The organism is Lysobacter firmicutimachus (genome assembly GCF_037027445.1).
Taxonomy (GTDB): Bacteria; Pseudomonadota; Gammaproteobacteria; order Xanthomonadales; family Xanthomonadaceae; genus Lysobacter; species Lysobacter firmicutimachus.
Genome location: NZ_JBANDL010000002.1, coordinates 4,755,026 through 4,775,946, shown reverse-complemented (window position 1 = coordinate 4,775,946; position 20,921 = coordinate 4,755,026). Strand labels below are relative to the sequence as shown.

General features: G+C 69.8%; 11 protein-coding genes. 8 read left to right on the top strand and 3 right to left on the bottom strand.

The annotated features are described in order from the left end of the window. Positions 1-62: 62 nt before the first annotated feature. A complete protein-coding gene (locus tag V2J18_RS20650; RefSeq protein WP_336132749.1) occupies positions 63-2,666 on the top strand; it encodes a collagenase in 2,604 nt (867 codons plus the stop codon). Positions 2,667-2,770: 104 nt separating this feature from the next. On the opposite strand, the gene V2J18_RS20645 is transcribed toward V2J18_RS20650, so the two are convergent. Continuing rightward, positions 2,771-3,739: a LysR family transcriptional regulator gene (locus V2J18_RS20645; RefSeq protein WP_064746893.1), complete on the bottom strand. Its 969-nt coding sequence runs from the start codon at positions 3,737-3,739 to the stop codon at positions 2,771-2,773. Between the two features lie 133 nt (positions 3,740-3,872). Between V2J18_RS20645 and aceB the strand changes: the two genes are divergently transcribed. The 4 genes from aceB to V2J18_RS20625 all read left to right on the top strand — a co-directional run bounded on the left by aceB (position 3,873) and on the right by V2J18_RS20625 (position 11,704). Beyond that, positions 3,873-5,507: a malate synthase A gene (gene aceB / locus V2J18_RS20640; RefSeq protein WP_336132748.1), complete on the top strand. Its 1,635-nt coding sequence runs from the start codon at positions 3,873-3,875 to the stop codon at positions 5,505-5,507. Positions 5,508-5,676: 169 nt separating this feature from the next. Then, on the top strand, positions 5,677-6,978 hold the full coding sequence (aceA, locus tag V2J18_RS20635; protein WP_336132747.1) for an isocitrate lyase: 1,302 nt from the start codon (positions 5,677-5,679) through the stop codon (positions 6,976-6,978). A 1,101-nt stretch (positions 6,979-8,079) separates the two neighbouring features. After that, positions 8,080-9,129: a GGDEF domain-containing protein gene (locus V2J18_RS20630; protein WP_425606084.1), complete on the top strand. Its 1,050-nt coding sequence runs from the start codon at positions 8,080-8,082 to the stop codon at positions 9,127-9,129. A 25-nt stretch (positions 9,130-9,154) separates the two neighbouring features. Further along, a complete protein-coding gene (locus V2J18_RS20625) occupies positions 9,155-11,704 on the top strand; it encodes a putative peptide modification system cyclase (protein WP_336132746.1) in 2,550 nt (849 codons plus the stop codon). A 189-nt stretch (positions 11,705-11,893) separates the two neighbouring features. Here V2J18_RS20625 and V2J18_RS20620 read toward each other — a convergent pair whose 3' ends face one another. Continuing rightward, positions 11,894-12,271 (bottom strand): NHLP-related RiPP peptide, encoded by a 378-nt coding sequence (locus V2J18_RS20620; RefSeq protein ID WP_064746184.1) that lies wholly within the window; start codon positions 12,269-12,271, stop codon positions 11,894-11,896. Positions 12,272-12,520: 249 nt separating this feature from the next. Here V2J18_RS20620 and V2J18_RS20615 point away from each other — a divergent pair, with 249 nt between their 5' ends. Both V2J18_RS20615 and V2J18_RS20610 read left to right on the top strand, forming a co-directional pair. Further along, a complete protein-coding gene (locus tag V2J18_RS20615) occupies positions 12,521-13,699 on the top strand; it encodes a putative peptide maturation dehydrogenase (RefSeq protein WP_336132745.1) in 1,179 nt (392 codons plus the stop codon). Between the two features lie 85 nt (positions 13,700-13,784). Next, positions 13,785-14,876: an NAD(P)H-dependent flavin oxidoreductase gene (locus V2J18_RS20610; protein WP_336132744.1), complete on the top strand. Its 1,092-nt coding sequence runs from the start codon at positions 13,785-13,787 to the stop codon at positions 14,874-14,876. A gap of 176 nt (positions 14,877-15,052) precedes the next feature. Here V2J18_RS20610 and V2J18_RS20605 read toward each other — a convergent pair whose 3' ends face one another. Then, positions 15,053-17,959 (bottom strand): LysM peptidoglycan-binding domain-containing protein, encoded by a 2,907-nt coding sequence (locus V2J18_RS20605; RefSeq protein WP_336132743.1) that lies wholly within the window; start codon positions 17,957-17,959, stop codon positions 15,053-15,055. An 816-nt stretch (positions 17,960-18,775) separates the two neighbouring features. On the opposite strand from V2J18_RS20605, the gene V2J18_RS20600 reads away from it, so the two are divergent. Beyond that, positions 18,776-20,920, top strand: coding sequence for a tetratricopeptide repeat protein (locus V2J18_RS20600; protein WP_336132742.1), 2,145 nt, complete (start codon positions 18,776-18,778; stop codon positions 20,918-20,920). Position 20,921: the final 1 nt, after the last annotated feature.

Below are 20,921 nucleotides of genomic sequence, written 5' to 3'. Positions count from 1 at the left end.
GCTGCGCAACCGGCCGCGCTGCGCGCGGCGGCGCAGCCGCCTATCCTGAGAGGAGACAAGCGATGTCTTTCGCACCCAAACCGCGGCCGGCCCACGCCCTGTTGATCGGGCTGGCGGCCGCCGCCGTAAGCCTGTTGAGTTTCGCCCTGCCATGGCAGGCCGAGGCCCCATCGTCGCCGCAACTGGTCCGTGGGCCGGTATCGACGATCGCTTCGGCGCGCGCGCCGGTCGTGCGCTCGGCCGGACGCAAGAGCCCCAGCACCGAACGCCAGATCTACGGCGAACACCGTCAGCCGCAATCGCTCGACCCGGCCCGCCGCGCGCCGCAACAGCCCCAGCTGTTGCAGCCCGACGCCGGCGCCTACGATCTGGCCGATTCCGGTCGCGACCTGTTGCAGCGTCCTTCGCTGAAGGCGAGCGCGAAGCGATCGGCCAAGGCCGCCTGCGACCCGAACGGTTTCGCCGCGCTCAGCGGCAACGCCCTGGTGAGCGCGATCAAGGCCGCCGACGCCGATTGCATCAACGCCCTGTTCGGCCTCGGCGGCAGCGTCGCCCATGGCACCTTCCGCGAAGCGCAGATGGTCACCGTCGCCAACGCCCTGACCACGTCGGCGCAGCGCTACGACGGCAGCAACGCCGACAGCACCCTGCAGTTGGTGCTGTTCCTGCGCGCCGGCTACTACGTGCAGTACTACGACAGCTCGGTCGGCAGCTACGGCGCCGCGTTGCAGAACGCGATCCGCCCGGCGCTGGATGCTTTCGCCGCCAACGCCCAGTTCGGCCGCGTCGACGACGTGCACGGCGAGACGTTGGCCGAGTACGTGACCCTGATCGACAGTGCGGTCGAGAACGCGCGCTATCTGTACGTGGTCAGGCGCCTGCTCGCCGGCTACGACAGCCGCTACAACGCGTTCTATTGGATGAAGGTGGCGGTCAACAACGCCTACAACGTGACCTTCCGCGGCCACCAGGACCCGGCGTTCCGCGCCGCGGTGCAAGCCGATTCGTCGATCGTCGAGTCGCTGTACGGCTTCGCCGACCGCCACTTCGCCCGGCTGAGCCAGCCGGAGGCCTATCTGGTGTCGAACGCCGGCCGCGAGCTGGGGCGCTTCCTGCAGTACGACGGCAGCCTCAAGGCCCTGGCGCGCGCGCGGGTCAAGGCGCTGCTCGACCGCGGTGCGGTGACCGGCCCGACCGCTCGGCTGTGGGTCGGGGTCGGCGAAATGGCCGACTATTACGATCGCGGCAACTGCAGTTATTACGGCCTGTGCGACTTCAAGGCGCGGGTCGAAGCGGCGGCGCTGCCGCTGCGCCACACCTGCAGCGCGACCCTGCGCATCCGCGCCCAGGCGATGAGCGCGGCCGAGTTCGGCGAGGCCTGCAGCATCGTCGCCGGCCAGGAGAACTACTTCCACCAGGCCCTGGGCACCCAACGCACGCCGGTCGCCAACGACCAGAATGCGGCCCTGGAAATGGTGGTGTTCGACAGCAGCGACGATTACGGCATCTACGCCGGCGCGATCTTCGGCATCGACACCAACAACGGCGGCATGTACCTGGAAGGCAACCCGGCCCAGGCCGGCAACCAGGCGCGCTTCATCGCCCACGAAGCCGATTGGGTGCGGCCGCGCTTCGAGATCTGGAATCTGACCCACGAGTACGTGCACTACCTGGACGGCCGTTTCGACATGCACGGCGATTTCAACGCCGCGATGTCGCAGAAGACCGTGTGGTGGGTGGAGGGCCTGGCCGAGTACATGTCCTACTCGTACCGCAACCTGGCCAATACCGCGGCGCAGGAAGAGGCCGGGCGTGCGACTCATGCGCTGAGCCGGGTCTACGGTAACGACTACAACAGCGGTCAGAACCTGGTCTATCGCTGGGGCTATCTGGCGGTGCGTTTCATGTTCGAGAAGCGCCGCGAGCAGGTCAACGCCATCCTCGGTTACTTCCGTCCCGGCAACTACACCGGCTATGCCGGCTACATGAGCAGCCTGGGCGGCAGCAACGATGCGGCGTTCCGCGCCTGGCTGCCGTGCGTGGCCCAGCCCGACGGCTCCGGCTGCGGCACCACGCCGAACCAGACGCCCACCGCGGCGTTCACCGCGGCCGTCAACGGGCTGGGCGTGCGTTTCAGCGACGGCTCGACCGATCCGGACGGGCGCGTGGTGGCCTGGCAGTGGAGCTTCGGCGACGGCAGCGGCTCGAACGAGCAGCACCCGAGCAAGACCTACGCCGCAGCCGGCAGCTACACCGTGACTCTGACCGTCACCGACGACCGCGGCGCCACCGCCAAGGCCGTGCGCACGGTCGCGGTCGCCGCGCCGGGCCTGCCCGAATGCAGCGGCGCGGATACCCGTCAGCTCGGCCGGAACTGCGCGCGCAGCAACGTCGCCGCGACCGCGGGCAACACGGCGTACTTCTATCTGTACGTGCCGGCGGGTACGCCGCAGTTGCGCATCGAGGTCGCCGGCGGCAGCGGCAATGCCGACCTGTACATCAACACCAACGGCAGCTGGGCGACCCGCACCGCGCACAACTACCGCTCGACCCAGCCCGGCAACGCCGAAACCCTGGTGGTGCCGAATCCGCCGACCGGCTATGTGTACCTGAGCTTGTACGCGGCCAGCGGTTTCAGCGGCGCAACGATCGGCGTGCGCTACTGAGCCGCGTCGATCGATAGCCGCTCGGGCGGCAGCGTCCGAGCGGCGCAGCGGCGGGAGCGCGAGCTCCCGCCGCGGTTGTTTTCCGCCGCCGCGGCGCCCGTCGCTCAGCGATCGGACTGACCGGTCGCGTAGTAGTCCGCGCGCTCGAACAGCGCCGGCTGGATCAGCTCGGTGAAGGCGCGCGCCTGCGGCGACAGGTACTTGCCCTTGCGCACCACCACGCCGTAGCTGCGCGACGGGAAATACTCGGCCAGCGAGCGCACGCACAGCCGCGCGCGATCGGCCTCGGTCAGGCAGATCGCGGTGACGATGCTGATGCCCAGGCCCATCGCCACGTACTGCTTGATGACTTCCCAGCCGCCGACTTCCAGCGCGACCGTGTACGGCACGCGGTTCTGCTGGAACACCAGGTCGACCATGCGGTAGGTGGTCAGGCGCTGCGGCGGCAGGATCAGGCCGTAGGGGCTGAGGTCCTGCAGGGTCACCCGCTCGAGCTGGGCCAGGGGGTGCTTGCGCGGCGCGATCAGCATCGGCTCGAAGCGGTACACCGGGGCGTAGCTGAGGTCGCCGGGCACGTCGAGCATCGAGCCCACCGCCAGGTCGACCCCGTCCGAGCGCAGCAGGTCCAGGCCGCCGGCGCCGGTGACGTTGTGCAGGGTCAGGCGCACCTCCGGATGCGAGGCGCGGAAGGCTTCGACGATCTTGGGCAGCAGGTAGAGGATGGTCGAGCTGCCGGCGGCGACGTTGAGCTCGCCGGCGTCCAGGCCGCGGATCCGCTCGCGGAAGGTGCCGTCCAGAGCGTCCAGGCCCTCGACCAGGGGCCGGGCCAGTTCGTACAGCGCCTCGCCCTCGCGGGTCAACGCCACCCGGCGCCCGCTGCGCTCGAGCAGGCGCACGCCCATCTCGCGCTCCAGGGCCTGTAACTGCAGTGTCACGGCCGGCTGGCTGAGGTAAAGCGCCTCAGCCGCACGTGAGACCGAGCCCAGGCGCGCCGTTTGACAGAACGCGCGCAGCGGCTTGAGCCGGTCGCTTTTGTAAGCGAATCGCGGACTTAGGGTGCGGGGCGGTGTCATGTGACAGACAAATATAAGTTTTGCAAATGATATGCATTGAAAAAACTTGATTGTCAAATACAACACGCCGGCGCATGGTCGGAGGCGTCGGGTCGGCTCGTCGGGAGCGGCCCTCTCCCCCAGGAGTCGCACCATGTCGGCAGTGATCGCGCAGTGGCAGGACCCCCATCCCCAGCAACGGTCGCCGGGCGACGGCATCGAACTGACCGCCGTCGTGGCCGGTCAGGAGTCGCTGCTGACCCCGGCCGCCCTGGACTTCCTCGCCGGTCTGCACCGCCGCTTCGAACCGGCGCGCCAGGCCCGCCTGGCCGCGCGCCGCGAGCGCCAGGCCTATTTCGATGCCGGCGGCCTGCCGGACTTCCGCGCCGACACTGCCGCGATCCGCAACGGTCAATGGCGGGTCGCCCCGCTGCCGACCGCGCTGCTCGACCGCCGGGTCGAGATCACCGGCCCGGTCGATCCGAAGATGGTCATCAATGCGCTGAACTCCGGGGCCAAGGTCTACATGGCCGACTTCGAGGACAGCACCTCGCCGACCTGGGCCAACCTGCTGACCGGCCAGCGCGCGCTGCGCAAGGCGGTCGCCGGCACCCTGGACTGGATGGCTCCGGACGGCGCCAAGCACTACACCCTCAAGCCGTTCGAAGAGCAGGCGGTGCTGATGGTGCGCCCGCGCGGCTGGCACCTGGACGAGAAGCATGTGCGCATCGACGGCGCGGCCATGTCCGGCAGCCTGTTCGACCTGGGCCTGTTCGCCTTCCACAACGCCAAGGCGCTGGCGGCGCTGGACCGCGGCCCCTACTTCTACCTGCCCAAGCTGCAGTCGATGGAAGAGGCGCAGCTGTGGAACGAGGTGCTCGACCGGGTCGAGGCCGAACTCGGCCTGGCGCCGGGCCAGATCAAGGTCACCGTGCTGATCGAGACCTTGCCGGCGGTGTTCGAGATGGACGAGATCCTGCACGCGCTGCGCACGCGCATCGCCGGCCTCAACTGCGGCCGCTGGGACTACGTGTTCTCCTACCTCAAGACCTTCCGCGCGCACCGCGACAAGGTCCTGCCCGAGCGCGGCCAAGTCACCATGACCCAGCCGTTCCTACGCGCCTATTCCGAACTGCTGATCCAGACCTGCCACAAGCGCGGCGCGCACGCGATGGGCGGCATGGCGGCGCAGATTCCGATCAGCGGCGACGAGGCCGGCAACGAAGCCGCGCTGGCCAAGGTCCGCGCCGACAAGCTGCGCGAGGTCACCGCCGGCCACGACGGCACCTGGGTCGCGCATCCGGCGCTGATCCCGCTGGCGATGCGGATCTTCGACGAGCGCATGCCGACCCCGCATCAGCAGCACGTGCTGCGCGACGACGTGCTGATCATCCGCGATGACCTGATCAAGCCTTGCCTGGGCACGGTCACCCGCGCCGGTTTCGAGGGCAATGTCGAAGTTTGCGTGCGCTACCTGGCGGCCTGGCTGGAAGGCAACGGCTGCGTGCCGATCCACTGGCTGATGGAAGACGCCGCCACCGCCGAGATCGCCCGCACCCAGTTGTGGCAGTGGCTGCATGCCGACAGCCTGTTCCTCGACGACGGCACGCCGGTCGACTTCGCCCTGCTCGAACGCGCCCTGATCGGCCTGCCGAGCAAGCTCGCCGAGCGCATGAAGCTGCCGGGCGGCTCCAAGCTCGACGAGGCCATCGCGATGCTCGATCGCCTGACCCACGCCGACACCCTGGAAGAGTTCCTGACCCTGCCGGCTTACGAACGCATCGACTGATCCCCCGCCACTTGCAGGTGCGGCCTTGCCCCGGGATTGGTTTCGGTCGTCGGCCGCGACCGCCCAACCGCGACGCCATCGCGAGCCGGATGCCGCGGTCGAGGCTCACGCCGCTCCTACAGACGCAGTACTCCCACGTCACCCGACCCAACGCTAAGGAATCGAAGTCATGAGCCACACGCTGCCGACCGCCGACCAACTCCGCCACGATTGGGCGACCAATCCGCGCTGGGCCGGCATCACCCGCCCGTACTCCGCCGAGGACGTGGTGCGCCTGCGCGGCACCGTGCCGGTCGAGCACTCCATCGCCAAGCTCGGCGCGGCCAAGCTGTGGAACTACCTGCAGACCGAAGACTTCATCAACGCCCTCGGCGCGCTGACCGGCAACCAGGCCATGCAGCAGGTCAAGGCCGGCCTCAAGGCGATCTATCTGTCGGGCTGGCAGGTCGCCGCCGACGCCAACATCGCCGGCGAGATGTACCCCGACCAGTCGCTGTATCCGGCCAACTCGGTGCCGCAGGTCGTGCGCCGGATCAACAACACCCTGCTGCGCGCCGATCAGATCCAGTGCTCGGAGGGCAGCGGCGAGGTCGACTTCCTGCAGCCGATCGTGGCCGACGCCGAAGCCGGCTTCGGCGGCGTGCTCAACGCCTTCGAACTGATGAAGGGCATGATCGAGGCCGGTGCCTCCGGCGTGCATTTCGAAGACCAGTTGGCCTCGGTCAAGAAGTGCGGCCACATGGGCGGCAAGGTGCTGGTGCCGACCCGCGAAGCGGTCGAGAAGCTGGTCGCCGCGCGCCTGGCCTCCGACGTGATGGGCGTGCCGACGTTGATCGTTGCGCGCACCGACGCCGAAGCCGCCGACCTGCTGACCGCCGACATCGACCCGAACGATCGGCCCTTCACCACCGGCGAGCGCACCGTCGAGGGTTTCTACAAGACCCGCAACGGCCTGGACCAGGCGATCAGCCGCGGCCTGGCTTACGCGCCCTACGCCGACCTGGTGTGGTGCGAGACCGGCAAGCCGGACCTGGCGTTCGCGCGCCAGTTCGCCGAAGCCATCCACGCCCAGTTCCCCGGCAAGCTGCTGGCCTACAACTGCTCGCCGAGCTTCAACTGGAAGAAGAACCTGGACGACGCGACCATCGCCAAGTTCCAGAAGGAAATCGCCTCCTACGGCTACAAGTTCCAGTTCATCACCCTGGCCGGCTTCCACTCGCTGAACTACTCGATGTTCAACCTGGCGCACGGCTACGCGCGCCGACAGATGAGCGCTTTCGTCGAGTTGCAGGAGGCCGAGTTCGCCGCCGCCGAGAAGGGCTTCACCGCGGTCAAGCATCAGCGCGAGGTGGGCACCGGTTATTTCGACGCGGTGACCCAGACTATCCAGGGCGGACAGTCCTCGACCGTGGCGCTGAAGGGGTCGACCGAGGAAGAGCAGTTCCACGACGGCGCCAAAGTCGCGGCCTGAGGCCGCGGACCGGGCCGATCGCGGCGGCGTTGTGGCGCCGCCGCCCCGAGGGTCCCGCGCGGGGCCCTCGTGTTTTGCGCCGCCGTTACCGCACTTCCTCACTGTAGGAGCGGCGCGAGCCGCGACCACGGGACGCGCAGAGGAATCAACGCCTTCGCCATCGATCGAAGCCCGAGACCCTCGCGAGGTAGGAGCGGCGCAAGCCGCGACCGCCATCCTTCACTCTCGCCGCGTCTTTGTCCTGGGCCTCCTGTAGGAGCGGCGTAAGCCGCGACTGCGCTCGTGCGGTCTCGCGGCGTTTGTCGTTCGAAGGCCTCTGAGGCTTTAAGACGCAAAGCGCAAAGCCAAGCTTCCGTCCGCAAGCGGCCGGGTCACTTTCTTTGTCCAAGGCGACAACGTCCTACGGGATTTCCTTCGGTCAAAAGTAACCAAAGAAAACGCCATGGCGGTTTCGGATCAAAAGCCGTTATGGGACGGAGCGTGCGCGGGGCTGGTCCGCACCGGCCCTCCCTGGCCTGACCGCGCACGGCCCGTCTGCCTGCGGGCCGCCCTCCGGGGCTTCAGGACGTTCTCGCAAGTTCAATGCGGTGCCAATCTCTTTACGGCAACGGCAACGGCAACGGCAACGGCAACGGCAACGGCAACGGCAACGGCAACGGCAACGCCTTAGGAGTTGGGGAAGCGGGAGTAGGCAGGCCGAGACCCCACGGCCTAGCCGCGAGTGACCGATACCACCCGGCCCGCATAGGGCCGCCACGCCTGTCGCGGCCTTGCTACGACCAATTGGCTAGGACGGCCGCTTGCCGGGACGCGCCACGGGGCTGCTGAACAGGCCACCATCCCGGGCCTCGGGCTTGCCTGGCTACCCCCATTAATAAATAGGCCGGCACACGTCCGCCGTCGGTGCGCGGCGGCTCGCAGGGTTGCGTCGCCGCAACATGCGTCCGCCGCGGGCGCCGTGCCATGATGGCCCCGCGGTGAATAGACCTGGGCCCTCGGCGGAGCGCTGGCCGATCCGGCCGGTGCACGGCGTTAGCCGTTCAGACCAGGTGCTATCCTGCCGCTGTGACCCCACAGGACGCGGGGTGTGGGGAGATCGGGATGAATCGCGACGTGACGGTGCCGACGATGGCCCGTGAGACCGACAATACGACTGCGACCGCGGCGCCGACGGATGCGGCGACGGCCGTCCTGACGCCCGGCGAATTCGAATTGTTCGCCGAGATCGGCCGGCCGCGCCGGGTCGAAGCCGGCCAGGTCGTGTTCCGTCGCGGCGAACTGGGCACCACCATGTTCGTGATCGCCCGCGGCGCGGTGCTGCTCGACTTCGGCGACGACCTGGTGACCAAGCGCCTGGGCGTGCGCGAATTCTTCGGCGAGCTCGGTCTGCTGATCGGCGACCACGCCCGCAGCGCCGACGCCATCGCCGCCACCGACGGCCTGCTGGTCGAACTGCGCCACGAGGAGTTCCAGCGCCTGGTCGACCGCGACCCGGCCCTGGTCTCGCATTTTCTGCGCCGCGCGATCATGCGCGTGGTGCTCAACGAACAAAGCCTGATCCGGCGCCTGCGCCGGCGCAATCAGGACCTGGAGGCCGCGCTCGACAGCCTCTACGCCACCACCCACCAGCTCAACCAGACCGAAGAGCTGGTCCGCACCGACGATCTGACCGGCCTGTACAACCGCCGCGGCCTGACCCTGCACCTGCAGGAGAGCCGCGCCCTGGGCATGCCCGAAACCATGGGCCTGATCCTGGTCGACTGCGACCGCTTCAAGCAGGTCAACGACGACCACGGACATCTGGCCGGCGACCGGGTGCTGCAGAGCGTGGCCAACATCCTGCGCTCGGTGGCCGGGCCGGAGGACATCGCCTGCCGCCTCGGCGGCGACGAGTTCTGCCTGCTGGTGGCCGCCTCGACCCGCCAGGACGTCATGCGTTTCGCCGAATTCATCGTCGCGACCGTGCACGGCCTGCTGGCGATCCCGCAGTCGCCGCCGACGATCTGCTCGGTTAGCGTCGGCGCCTGCCTGGTCAGCGCCAAGTACGATTGGAACGATTGGTATGCGCATGCCGACGGCGCGCTGTATCAGGCCAAGCGCCTGGGCGGCAATCGGGTGCACTGGCAGGATGCCGAACTGACGCCGGCCTGAGCCGTCGTCGACAAGGATGCCGTTGATGAACGACGCCCATCGCCCGAACCCCGACGGGCCGCAACTGCGGACCCTGTTGCTGACCGACCTGTGCGATTCGACCACTCTGGTCGAACGGCTCGGCGACGGCCCGGCGGCGGGTCTGTTCCGCGAGCACGACCGCCTGGTGCTGCAGCTGCAGCAGCGTTGGCGCGGGCGCTTGATCGACCGCTCCGACGGCCTGCTGCTGCTGTTCGAGCGCCCGATCGACGGCCTCGGCTTCGCCCTGGACTACGCCCGCGGCCTGCGCGAACTCGGCGCCAGCCGCAAGGTCGAGCTCAAGGCCCGCGCCGGCTTGCACGTCGGCGAAGTGCTGACCTGGCGCAACAGCGACGAGGCGGTGCGGGTCGGGGCCAAGCCGGTCGAGGTCGAGGGCCTGGCCAAGCCGATGGCGGGCCGGCTGATGGCGACCGCGCGGCCGGGCCAGATCCTGCTCTCGGCGGTGGCCGAGCCGCTGGCCCATCGCGCCGCGCGCGAGCTGGGCGAGCGCGGCCAGCAGCTGCTGTGGAAATCGCACGGCCGCTGGCGCTTCAAGGGCGTGCCCGAGCCGCAGGAAATCTACGAGGTCGGCGAGCCCGGCATCGCGCCGCTGCGCGCGCCGCCGAACGGGCCCAAGGCCTGGCGCGACATCCCCCTGTGGCGGCGCCCGGCGGCGCTGGCGGCCGAGATCGCGGTGCTGGCGGTGATCGGCACCGGCATCTGGTTCGCGACCCGGCCGCAGCCGGCGATCGCTTTCAACCAGCGCGACTGGGTGGTGGTCGGCGACTTGCGCAATCTGACCGGGCAGAGCGTGCTCGACGATTCGCTGGAGCAGGCGTTCCGGATCAGCCTGGAGCAGTCGCGCTACGTCAACGTGCTGTCCGATCTGAAGGCGCGCGACACCCTCGACCGCATGCATCGCAAGCCCGACACCGTGCTCGACCGCGCGATCGCCTCGGAGATCGCGCTGCGCGACGGCGCGCGCGCAGTGATCTTGCCGACCGTGGCCGAGGTCGGCGGGCGGGTGCGGGTCAGCGCCGAGGTCATCGATCCCCACACCCAGACCACGGTCTACGCCGAATCCGCCGACGGCGTCGGCGCGGCCTCGGCGCTGGCCTCGATCGACGAGGTCACCGGTGTGCTGCGCGGCAAGCTCGGCGAAGCGCTGAAGAACATCGAGAAGGACTCCGAACCGCTGCCCAAGGTCGCCACCGGCAACCTCGACGCGCTGCGCGCCTACGCCCTGGGCAGCAAGGCCTATGCGCACCGCCAGTTCGACGAGGCCTTGCAGTACTTCCAGCGCGCGGTGCAGATCGATTCGAATTTCGCGCTCGCCCATATGGGCGTGATGCGCGTGTACGTCAGCAACGCCGACACCGATGCGGCGCGGCCTTATCTGGAAAAGGCGCAGCAACTGCGCGACCACCTGACTCCGCGCGAAGCGCTGTACCTGGACGCCTGGGCGGCGGAGTTCGGCCCGCAGCCTTCGCTGCGCGCGCCGCCGAAGTGGAAGCTGCTGGCCGGGGTCTACCCGGACTACTTCGCCGGCCGCTACCAGTACGCCTGGTCGGAATTCCTCGCCAACCGTTTCGACAGCGCGCTGGCGGCCACCACCGCGGCGACCGCGCCGCAGGAACCGCTGCGCAACGTCGCCTTCGAACTGGCCGGCCGGGTGCATTTGTCGCAGGAGCGCTACGCCAAGGCGATCGAATCGTTCAAGCAGGCCGAGGCCAGCGGCCACTACCCGCCCAACCGCCGCCACGCGGCCGCGCTGGCGGCGATGCGCCGTTTCGACGAGGCCAACCGGATGCTCGACGCGCTCAGCGCCGACGGCGACATCGGCTCGGCCAACCTGACCGTGCAGTTCGAACGCATCGCCGTGGCCCTGGACCAGGACGACCTGACCCGCGCGCGCGAACTGTCGCGCAAGGCCGCCGAGGCGGCGCGCGACGCCGGGCTGCTGGTGCGGCATCCGATGCGCTTCACCGATTTGCTGGTGCGCAGCGTATCGGGGCAGAACCCGCCCAGCGCGAGCGAGATCGAACAGTTCGCCCAGGGCGTGCTCAACGACGCGGTCAAGCCCGGCAGCGCCGACCAGGACGACTTGTCGGCGATCGCGTTGGCCGCGGTGCGGCTGGCGCAACGCCAGGGCGAGCGCGGCGTCGCCGAACGTTTGCTGCCGCGCGTGGCCGGGCTGGTCGATGTCAGCGGCAACGGGCAATCGCGCAAGCTGCTGCGGATCGCCTATGCCGAGCAGGCGCGCCTGGGCGGCGATCCGCAACGCGCGGTGCGCGAACTGCGCGCTCTGCTCGACGGCAGCGAACCGTTCCAGGCCCGGGTCGCGTTGCGCGATGCGCTGCTGGCGGCCGGCCGGGCAGAAGAGGCGGCGAGCGAGAACCGCTGGATCGCCGACCACCGCGGCCGCGCTTACGCCGAGCCGATCGGCGGCCAGGTCTATCTGGCGATGAACGTGGCCGATGCTGCGCGCGCCCGGCGCGAGGCGCCGCGCACGGCGGCCCTGATCCAGGTGCTCGCGCCGGTCGCCGCCGCGGGCTGAGGCGCCGCATCGGCTTCGACCGGGCGCCGGCGGCGGCGCTGCTCGAGGGTTCGCCGGACCGCAGCGCGATCCGGCGCGATCTGTGCCGCGATCGGACGGCGGCGAGGTCGATACGACGGAGCGCGACGGGCGGTTCCGTCGCGGCGGCAGGCTCCCCGGCCCGGCGCCGCGCGGAATCGCCGATGCGGTTCAGCTCAGCGTGCCGCCGCCCGAGCCGATCGTGCCGCCGGGGCCGACGGCGCCGGCCGCGGTGGCCTGGACATGGCCGAACTCGAGCACGAACACCACCGTGTGGGTGCCGGCCGAAGTGAAGTAATCGCGCAGCACGTCGCGCGAGGCCTGCAGTTCCTCTTTGCTCGCCAGCAAGCTGACGTTGAGGCAGCTGCCGCCGGTCAGCGCGGCTTCGCTCTGCAGCGGCGCCAGGCCGACGCTCTGCAGCGCCCCTTCGGGGTTGCTGGCGAAGAGTTGGCGGAACTGGTCGTCCGAGCTCAGCAAGTCGAGCAACTTGTCGGCGATTTCGGGCGCCAACGGCGGATGCCCGCCCTGGCCGGTGTTTTCGATGGACATCTGTTTCCCCTTGTGAAGATCCGTCTTGGATCTGTCTGCGGCGGAATTTATCCCTGATATGGAGCGACTCACAACCTTCGGGCTCCACAGAGCAGTCACGCGAAAGCGCAGAACGGTCGGCCAATGGCGATCCGATGAACGCGTTCAGCTAGCTGCCTGCGGCATCGCCCGGCATCATGGCGCCTGCCGGCGCGATTCGCGCGCCGCACGCGCCGCGCGGCGGCGGTCCTACCACCACTCGGGGCGTTCATGCGTATCCGCCGTTGCAGCGTGCTGTTCCTGGAGCCGCGCGAAGACGTGGCGTTCGATCTGTCGTCGCTGTTGGCCGGCGGCGCCGGGTTGGCGCGGCAGCGGCGCTGGCTGGCGCTGGCCGCGCACCTGGACGGCGAGATCGAGATCGATGCGGCGCAGCGCGAATTGCTTGGCCGGATCAGTCCGGGCGAATGGAGCGAGGCGGCGGCTTTCGACGCCGATGCGGCGACCTTGGCGGGCCTGCTCGACGCGGGCCTGGTGCTGAGCGACGGCGACCCGCCCGCGCGGGCGGCGCTGCGCGAGCGCGACGAACGCCTGCGCGAGGCGCATTGGTGGCCGGCCGCGGCGATGATGCACCGGCTGGCGCGCTGGCAGGGCCTGGACAGCGTCGGCGCGATGGAGGCCAACCAACTGCACACCGCGCCGGACCTGCGGCGTAAGCTCGGCGCGCCGCCGGCGCATGCGCCCTCGCGCGCCGATGCCGGGCCGACGCTGGCCCTGCCGCGCGTCGGCGACACCGACTTCGACCGCCTGCTCGCGCAGCGCGCCACCTGCCGCAACTTCGATCCCGAGCGCGCGCTGAGCCGCGAGCTGTTCGCGCACATGCTGCAGCGCGTGTTCGCCGCGCAGTCGATGGTCGCCGTCGCCGACGACACCGTTTTCCTCAAGAAGCACTCGCCTTCCGGCGGCGGCCTGCACCCGACCGAGGCTTATCTGATCGTGCAGCGGGTCGACGGCATCGCCCCGGGGCTCTATCACTACCACCCGGTCGAGCACGCGTTGGAGCCGCTGCCGGCGCCCGAAGGCGAGCTGCATGCGTTCGCGCTGCGCGCCCTGGCCGGCCAGCACTGGTTCGCCGACGCCGCGGCGATGGCGGTGTTGACGCCGCGCTACGCGCGCAGCTTCTGGAAATACCGTTACCACGCCAAGGCCTATCGGGCCCTGGTGCTGGACAGCGGCCACCTGTCGCAGACCCTGTATCTCAGCGCGACCGAGCTGGGCCTGGGGGCGTTCGTCACCGCGGCGATCAACGAGGTCGATATCGAGCGCGCGTTCGGCCTGGACCCGCTGGTCGAAGGTCCCTTGGCGATCTGCGGCTTCGGCTGGCGCGGCGAACGCATGCGCAATACCGAGTTCGATCCCAGCGGCGCGATCTGGCCGCGAGCGCCGCAGTAGCGCGCAACGCTGCGTACCGGCCGCGGCGAGACGACGCACACGGGACGATGTCATGCTGTAGCTCCGTTGCGACAGGTGCGCGCGCATGTGGCCCGACCGCCGTATCCAGGACTTGTTCGGCATCCCATTGCCGATCGTGCAGGCGCCGATGGCCGGGCCGAATCTGGCCGAGCTGGCGATCGGCGCCATGCAGGCCGGCGCGCTCGGCTCGCTGCCGTGCGCGATGCTCGGCGTCGAGCAGGCGTTGGCGCAGTGCCGGCAGGTGCGTGAGGCGACCGCGGCGCCGCTGAATCTCAATTTCTTCTGTCATCGGCCGCCCGAGCCGGACCCCGCGCGCGAGGCGGCCTGGCGCGATCGGCTGGCCGGCTACTACCGCGAATACGGCCTGGACCCGGCGATGCCGCTGACGCCGTCCGTCCGTGCGCCGTTCGACGAGGCCTATTGCGAGCTGGTCGAGCAGGTGCGGCCGCAGGTGGTCAGTTTCCATTTCGGCCTGCCGGCGGCGCCTTTGCTCGAACGCGTGCGTGCGGCCGGAGCGCGGGTGATCTCCTCGGCGACCACGGTGGCCGAAGCGCGCTGGCTGGAGGCGAACGGCTGCGATGCGATCGTCGCCCAGGGGGCGGAGGCCGGCGGCCATCGCGGCGTGTTTCTCTACGACGGCCCGTTGCAAGACGGCGTCTCGACCCAGCTCGGCCTGTTCGCGCTGTTGCCGCAGGTGGTCGATGCGGTGCGGGTGCCGGTGATCGCCGCCGGCGGCATCGGCGATGCGCGCGGCATCGTCGCCGCGTTCGCGCTGGGCGCAGCCGCGGTGCAGCTGGGCACGGCGTATCTGTTCTGTCCCGAAGCGAAGTTGTCGCCTATGCACCGTCAAGCCCTGCGCGAGGCGCGCGACGACGGCACGGCGCTGACCAATCTGTTCACCGGCCGGCCGGCGCGCGGGATCGTCAACCGGCTGATGCGCGAACTCGGCCCGATGTCGCCGCTGGCCCCGGAATTCCCGCTCGCCGGCGGTGCCTTGGCGCCGTTGCGCGCGCAGGCCGAAGCCGCCGGAGGCGCCGATTTCACCCCGCTGTGGTCGGGGCAGGCGGCGCGGCTGGGGCGGGATCTGTCGGCGTACGCGCTGACGCGCAGTTTGGCCGAGGAGAGCCTGGCGATGCTGGCGCGCGCAGCGGGTTGAGCGGGCCACGCAGGGCGCAGCGAAAGCGAATGACGACAACCCCTTTTTAAAAGGAGGAAGCCGCTCGAGTTGCGCGAACCCGTAGGCGCTTGTCATCCGCCGCCGGATGCCTTCCCCCCAAAAAAGGGGGAAGGGCGATTCGCTGCACCGCAGCGCCGCGCTCGGCGCGCCATGCCTCAGGCCTTCGGCAACTCCGGCAGGCCGAGGTCGCGGATGACCGCATCCAGGTGGCCGATGGTGCTGATGTTCGCAGGCACCTTCACCGCCATGCCGTTGCCGCCGTGAATGAACTTCTCCGGCCGATAGACCGTGGTGTCGCCGCCGAACTTGCCGACGTCGCCGTCGATGTCGTCCAGGGCGTGGTGCATCTCATCGCGCAGCCGCTCGAGCTTGCCGCTGTCCAGCCCCTTGATCCAGAGCGCGAACTTCTGCTGGTCCGCGGGGTCGTCGAGCTTGTAGCCCTTGTCGCTGGCATAGCGCGCGAGCAGCGTCACCGGGCTCCAGCCTTCGCCGCTCTGATCGACCAGCGCCGTGGAGGCGGCCTCGCCGAAACCGGCATGGCTCAGGAACTTGGCCGAGGTTTCGTTCATGTGCGCATTGGAGTGATCGACCCGATCCTTCATGGTCAGGCCGATGGTGCCGATCGCGACCAGAGCGATGCCGACCGGTCCCAGCCAGCTGCCGGCGCCGAGCGAAGCGGCGAGGCTGGTGCCCGACAGCGCGGCCATGGTGCCGCCGACGCCGCTGACCGCGTACAAGCCGGCGCGGACGTTGTCTCCTGCGGAGTAGCTGGTCGCCGCCGCCCAGTAATCGAGCCCGGCGCTGAGGTGGCCGAACACGCGGTCGGCGCGGGTCATCCGGCCCGGATCGAGGCTGGTGTTGTCGTTGGCGCGGTTGCCGGCGCCGAAGCGGCCCAGGGCCGAATTCTCGGCGACCATGCCCAGGCCGACCGCGAGCTCGGTGCCCTTCTGGCCCAGCGAGGCGGCGTCGACGATGGCCTTGATGTCGTTGCGGTTGGCCAGGGTGAACTGGCCGTCGTTGGCCTTGCCCTGCGAATTGAGGTAGCCGATGGTGGCGAAACCGACCCCGACCATCCGCAGCACCTGGCCGACCGGCTGGTTCTTCTCGAAGGTCGGGCGATGGCCTTCGGCGGTGAACCGCTTGTCGACGTTGTCCATCGCCTCGGCGTGGGTCTTGAGCTTGTCGACGATCTGCTGGGTGCCGTCGCCGGCCGCCGGCAGGCTCTTCTTCAGCTCATCGACCAGCTTGACGTAGCTCTGGTACTTGCTGCTGTCGACGTCCATGCCCAGCGCCTTGACCAGGGTCGGGTTCTTGAGCCGCTCGATCGCCTGCTCGGCTTGCTGGATGCTGGCCGGGTTGCGCGGGTCGTAGTTCTGCGCCGCCGAGAGCACGTCGTTGCGGATGTAGGCGTTGGCCAGTTCCTTGGTCAGCTTCAGCCCCTGCTCGCCGAGCTTGGCGTCGTAGGCGTTCTTCTGCATCAGCCGCTTGCCGGCCTCGGTGTCGATGTATTCCGGATGCTTCTTGAGCGCCAGGCTGATCGCGTACGAGGACTTGCTGTCGCCGAGGATGCCCTCGATGGCCTTGTCGGCGGCGGCCTTCTGGTCCGGCGGCAGGTTGCTCAGGCTTTCGATCTGGTCGAGCAGGGTCTGGCCGCCCTGGGCGACCTTTTCCTCCATCGCCTGGATGTTCTTTTCCCAGTTCGGGTCTTTCTTGAGTTTGTCGGCGGTGTAGTCCTGGATCGCCTTGTTGAGCTGATCCGGCGTCATCGAGCCGCCGTGATTGCTGATCAGCCAGGTCAGCTCGTCGGTGGCCTTGGCCAGCTTGTCGACATCGCCGTTGAGGCTGCCGGCATAGGTCTTTACGCCTTCGATCGCGGTGGCGGTGATGCGGTCGCCGCCGCCGGCCTTGGCGATCGCGACCAGCAGGTCGGGACGCGCGCCGTCGGCCACGGCGAGATGGATCTGGCTGGCGTCGACCGGCAGGTCGGCCATGCGCTGGACCACCGCAAGGCCGTCCGCCGTGTTGCCGACGCGTCCGGCGATTTGCACCAGGGCGGTGGTGCCTTCGATGCCCAGACGAATGCTGTAGCCGTCCTTCTCGGCGCGCTGGAAGAAATCGTTCAGGGCATCGACGCCGCGTCCGGCCAGTTCGTTGGCGACGCGCGGATCGGCCTTCTCGACCAAGGCCTGCAACTGCAGCAGGCTTTCCTTCGGCGGTGCGCTCGCGCCGTTGCGCGCGTTCTCCCATGGCTCGCCCTGCAGCGGCTTGGTGAACGACGGCACGATCTTCTCGTCCATCAGCTTGTCGAAGCCCGGGCTGGACAGCAACCGCGACTGCGCCTCCGGCGACAGCTTGGACAGATCGCGGCTCAGCGATTCGACCGCGCCCTTGGCGTCGCCCATGGCGTTGGCGGTCGACAGCGCGGTGTCGACTTCGTGCTGCACGCCGAAGTCCTTGACCGCGGCCTCGGCCGCGGCCTTGCCGGCCGGGTCGTTTTCGTAGCGCTTGATCACCGCCGCGCCGTACTGCTCGATCGCCTTGCTGTCGAAGATGTCGCCGGTCGGGCGCGAGTGCGCGGCGAATTCGGCCTTGATCTCGGCGCCGATCGCGTCGCGCAGTTCGGTGCGCGCGGTATCGGCCTGGCTGGCGTAGCCGCTGCGCAGCGGCTGATAGTCCGGGTCGTTGTGGTTGCGCTGGTAGCCGCTCTCGAATGCGGTCAGATTGTCCTCGGCAGTGAGGTACTTGCTCATCGCCTGGTCGCTCTTGCCCTGCTCGGGCGTGGCGTTCGGCGCTGCCTTGGGTGCGGCGTGCTGCTTGATCGTCGGCACGATCAGACTCTGGCCCGGCTGCACGTCGCCGGCGTCGATCTGGTTGCGGTCCGCGATGTCCTGCGCGGTGACCGGCGCTTCCGGCGTGCTGTACTTCTGCGCGATCGACTCCAAGCTCTCGCCGTTTTCGACGGTGTGGAATTGCTCTTGCGGTTGCGGCGGCGGCACCGTCTGCGCCGGCTGCTGGAAGTACTGCGGGTAGTAGGAAACGCCGTCGAGAGTCGGGAAGCCCATGGGGCGATCGCCTGCGCTGAGGGGAGGTCGGCGGATTAGAACAACAAGCGAAGGGATCGACTAGCTAGGGAGATCACGGATACCGTTTGTCATCGAAACGACATGTTTTCGAGATGTTTCCGCACGATCGGATGTGTAGCGAATGCGTGCGTTCGCGACTCGCGTCACGGACGCATCGACGCTCGCGGGCGTCGGCTTGTGTTCGAAGAGGCTCGCTGTGCAGGCGCTTCGTCGCGTGTCTTCGCGATGCCTGCCTCGCCACGGTCGAGCGCGCACGGCGCACCGGCCCGGCCTGCGACGGCGGTGGATGGCGTGCCGGCGAAAGGCTCAGGCATCGGCAACGGAGCGCTGCCGTCGCCGGCACGTTCGGCGCCGTCGCGACGTCCGGTGCGGATCGGGCGCCGCGCACCGGCCGGCCGCGGCTCCCGGCTTGCCGCGCCGCGGTCGGGCCGGCTATCAGCGCTCCTGAGCGGGCTGCTAAGCTGGGCCCGACCCCGACAAGGACGAGGTGTTTCGCCCGGACGGACGCACTCCGCGCTGGGCCCATATCCGCATGAGGCAGGTGGCAGATGAGCAAGCTTGGGGTCGCGGACCGGCACAGCGTGCGGGTCTGCGGGCAGCGCGCCTGCGCCGGCGGACGCCGGCCCGCGCGACCGGACGATGCGATCGCCCCCGACGGCCCGGGGCCGGCTGCCGGCATGCCGGCGGATAAGGACTAGGGGCGGCGCGATGCCTGGATGGGCCGAGGCGGTTCGTTGTCGTCCCCCGGTGCGGACTCGCGCGGCGGTGTGGCTGGGCGCCTGGATCGCCGTCGCCGTGTCGAGCGTCTGCGCGAGCGCGCAGGCCGCGGCCCAGTGCGACCCGCCGCGGGCCGCCCGGACCTTGCCGCAGCCGGCCTTGTGCCTGCAACGGGCCAAGATCGCGCCTACCGCCGCCGACGGCGGCGCCGCGGCGCTGTTCGCGCAGGCCAAGTCGCAACTCGAGGCGGGACGTCTCGACGAGGCCGAGCGCGCGCTGGATTGCGCCGAAGCGGTGATCGGCAACCCCGGCGACGCCGGCCTGCGTTACGAGCTGGTGCGCCGTCGCGGCATCCTCGACTTCCGTCGCGAAGCGGTTCCGCAGGCGCTGACGCGCTTCGAATGCGCGGCCGCCCTGTCGGCCGAACTCGGCGATCGCGCCGCGACCGCGCGCGACCTGAGCAACGTCGGCGCGGCCTTGCGCCGGCTCGGCGATTTCCGCGGCGCCCTGCGCAGCCTTACCGCGAGCCTGGACATCCAGCGCGCGCGCGGCGAGGTCTCCGGCGCGGTGCTGAACAATCTCGCCGACGTCTATCGCGAACTCGGCGAAACCGAACCGGCGATGCGCTACTACCGCGATGCCCTGGCCGCGTACCGGGCCAAGGCCGAGCCGGTGGAAGCCGCGCATGTGCTGGAAACCATGGCCGAGGTCGCATTGGACACCGGCGATGCGCGCCAGGCCTCTGCCTGGTTGCAGGAGGCGCTGGCGGCCTATCGCGCCGACGGCAACCGGGTGTACGAATTGCGCGTGCACGACGGCCTGACCCGGGTCGCGCTGTCGCAGGGCGGCATCGCCCAGGCGCAGCGCTGGAGCGCCGCCGCGTTGGCCCTGGCCGACGCCTGGAAGCTGCCATTGCCGCCGGCGCTGCAGCTGCAGATCGCGCGCACCGCGCAGTTGTCCGGAAACACGGCGGTGGCCGCGGCCCGATTGCGCGAAGCCTTGGCGGCGGTGCCTGAGGGCGATCCGATGCGGGTGGCCTTGCTCGAAGCGCTGGCCGCCGCTCAGGAAAGCGCCGGCGAGGCCGCCGCGGCCAACGCCACCCTGCGCGAAGCGCACGCCAAGGCGATCGCCCTGGCGCGCGCCCAGCACGACCGTCAGTTGGACTGGTTGCGGGTGCGTTTCGAATCCGCTGAGCAGCAACGCACCATCGCCGCGCTGGAGAGCGAAAACCGACTGCGCAGCGCGCAGTTCCAGCAGCGCACGCTGATGCTGTGGTTCGCCGGAGCGGCAGGGTTGGCGGCGGTGCTGGGCGTGTGGTTGCTGTTGCAGCGGCGGCGCCAGCGCGAGCGCTTGCGCGAGGAGGCGCGGCGCGTGCGCCACGAGGAGGAGCTGGCGCGCTATCGGCGCGAGGCCGACGCCCTGGCCGAAGACCGCAGCCTGCTGCAGGCCCTGCTCGACAGCCGCGACGACGCGTTGTGCCTGCTCGATGCGGAAGGCCAGGTGCTCGCGGTGAACCGCGCCGGCCGCTTGCGCCTCGGCGCCGGCGACGAGGAGGGCCTGGTCGGGCAGCCGCTGGCGGGGTTTTTCGACGAGGCCGGCGGCCATGCCCTGGCCTCGGCGCTGGAACGCATGGAAGACAGTGCGGCGCAGCGCCTGTCGCTGGCCACGCGTCAGGGCCGGCCGTTGATCGCGGCATTGGAACCCTGGTCGGGCGGCGACGGGCTGGTGGTGCTGGCGCTGCAACCGAGCGACGCCGCTACGACGGCCGGCGCGCCGATCGCCGCAACGGCCGCGACGGATGCGACGGATGCGACGGATGCGACCGGCGCGGAGCCCGGTGTCGTGGTCGGCGCGGCGTCCGTCGCGGCCGCCGACGGCGCCGCCGACGCGGCGATGCGCGACGGCTTCCGCCGCAGTCTGGTCGAACTGATGTTGGCCACGCTCGAAGCCTGGGAACGCGCCACCGGCACCGGTCGCCTGGAACTGGCGGAGAAGAGCCGGATCTGGCGGGTCAACATCGACGACGGCCGCCTGCGCGCGCGGGCGCTGGAGCGTTATCTGGCCGTGTCCAAACTGCCGCGCAATCCGCGCTGGCGCGACGTGCTGCGCTCGGCCTACTACGTACTGAGCCGTTGCGACGGGCTGCCGGCCGACAGCCGCGCCGCCTTGCAGCAACGCGTCGATGCGGTATTGGCCTATACCCGTCGCGACGCGATGGTGTGAG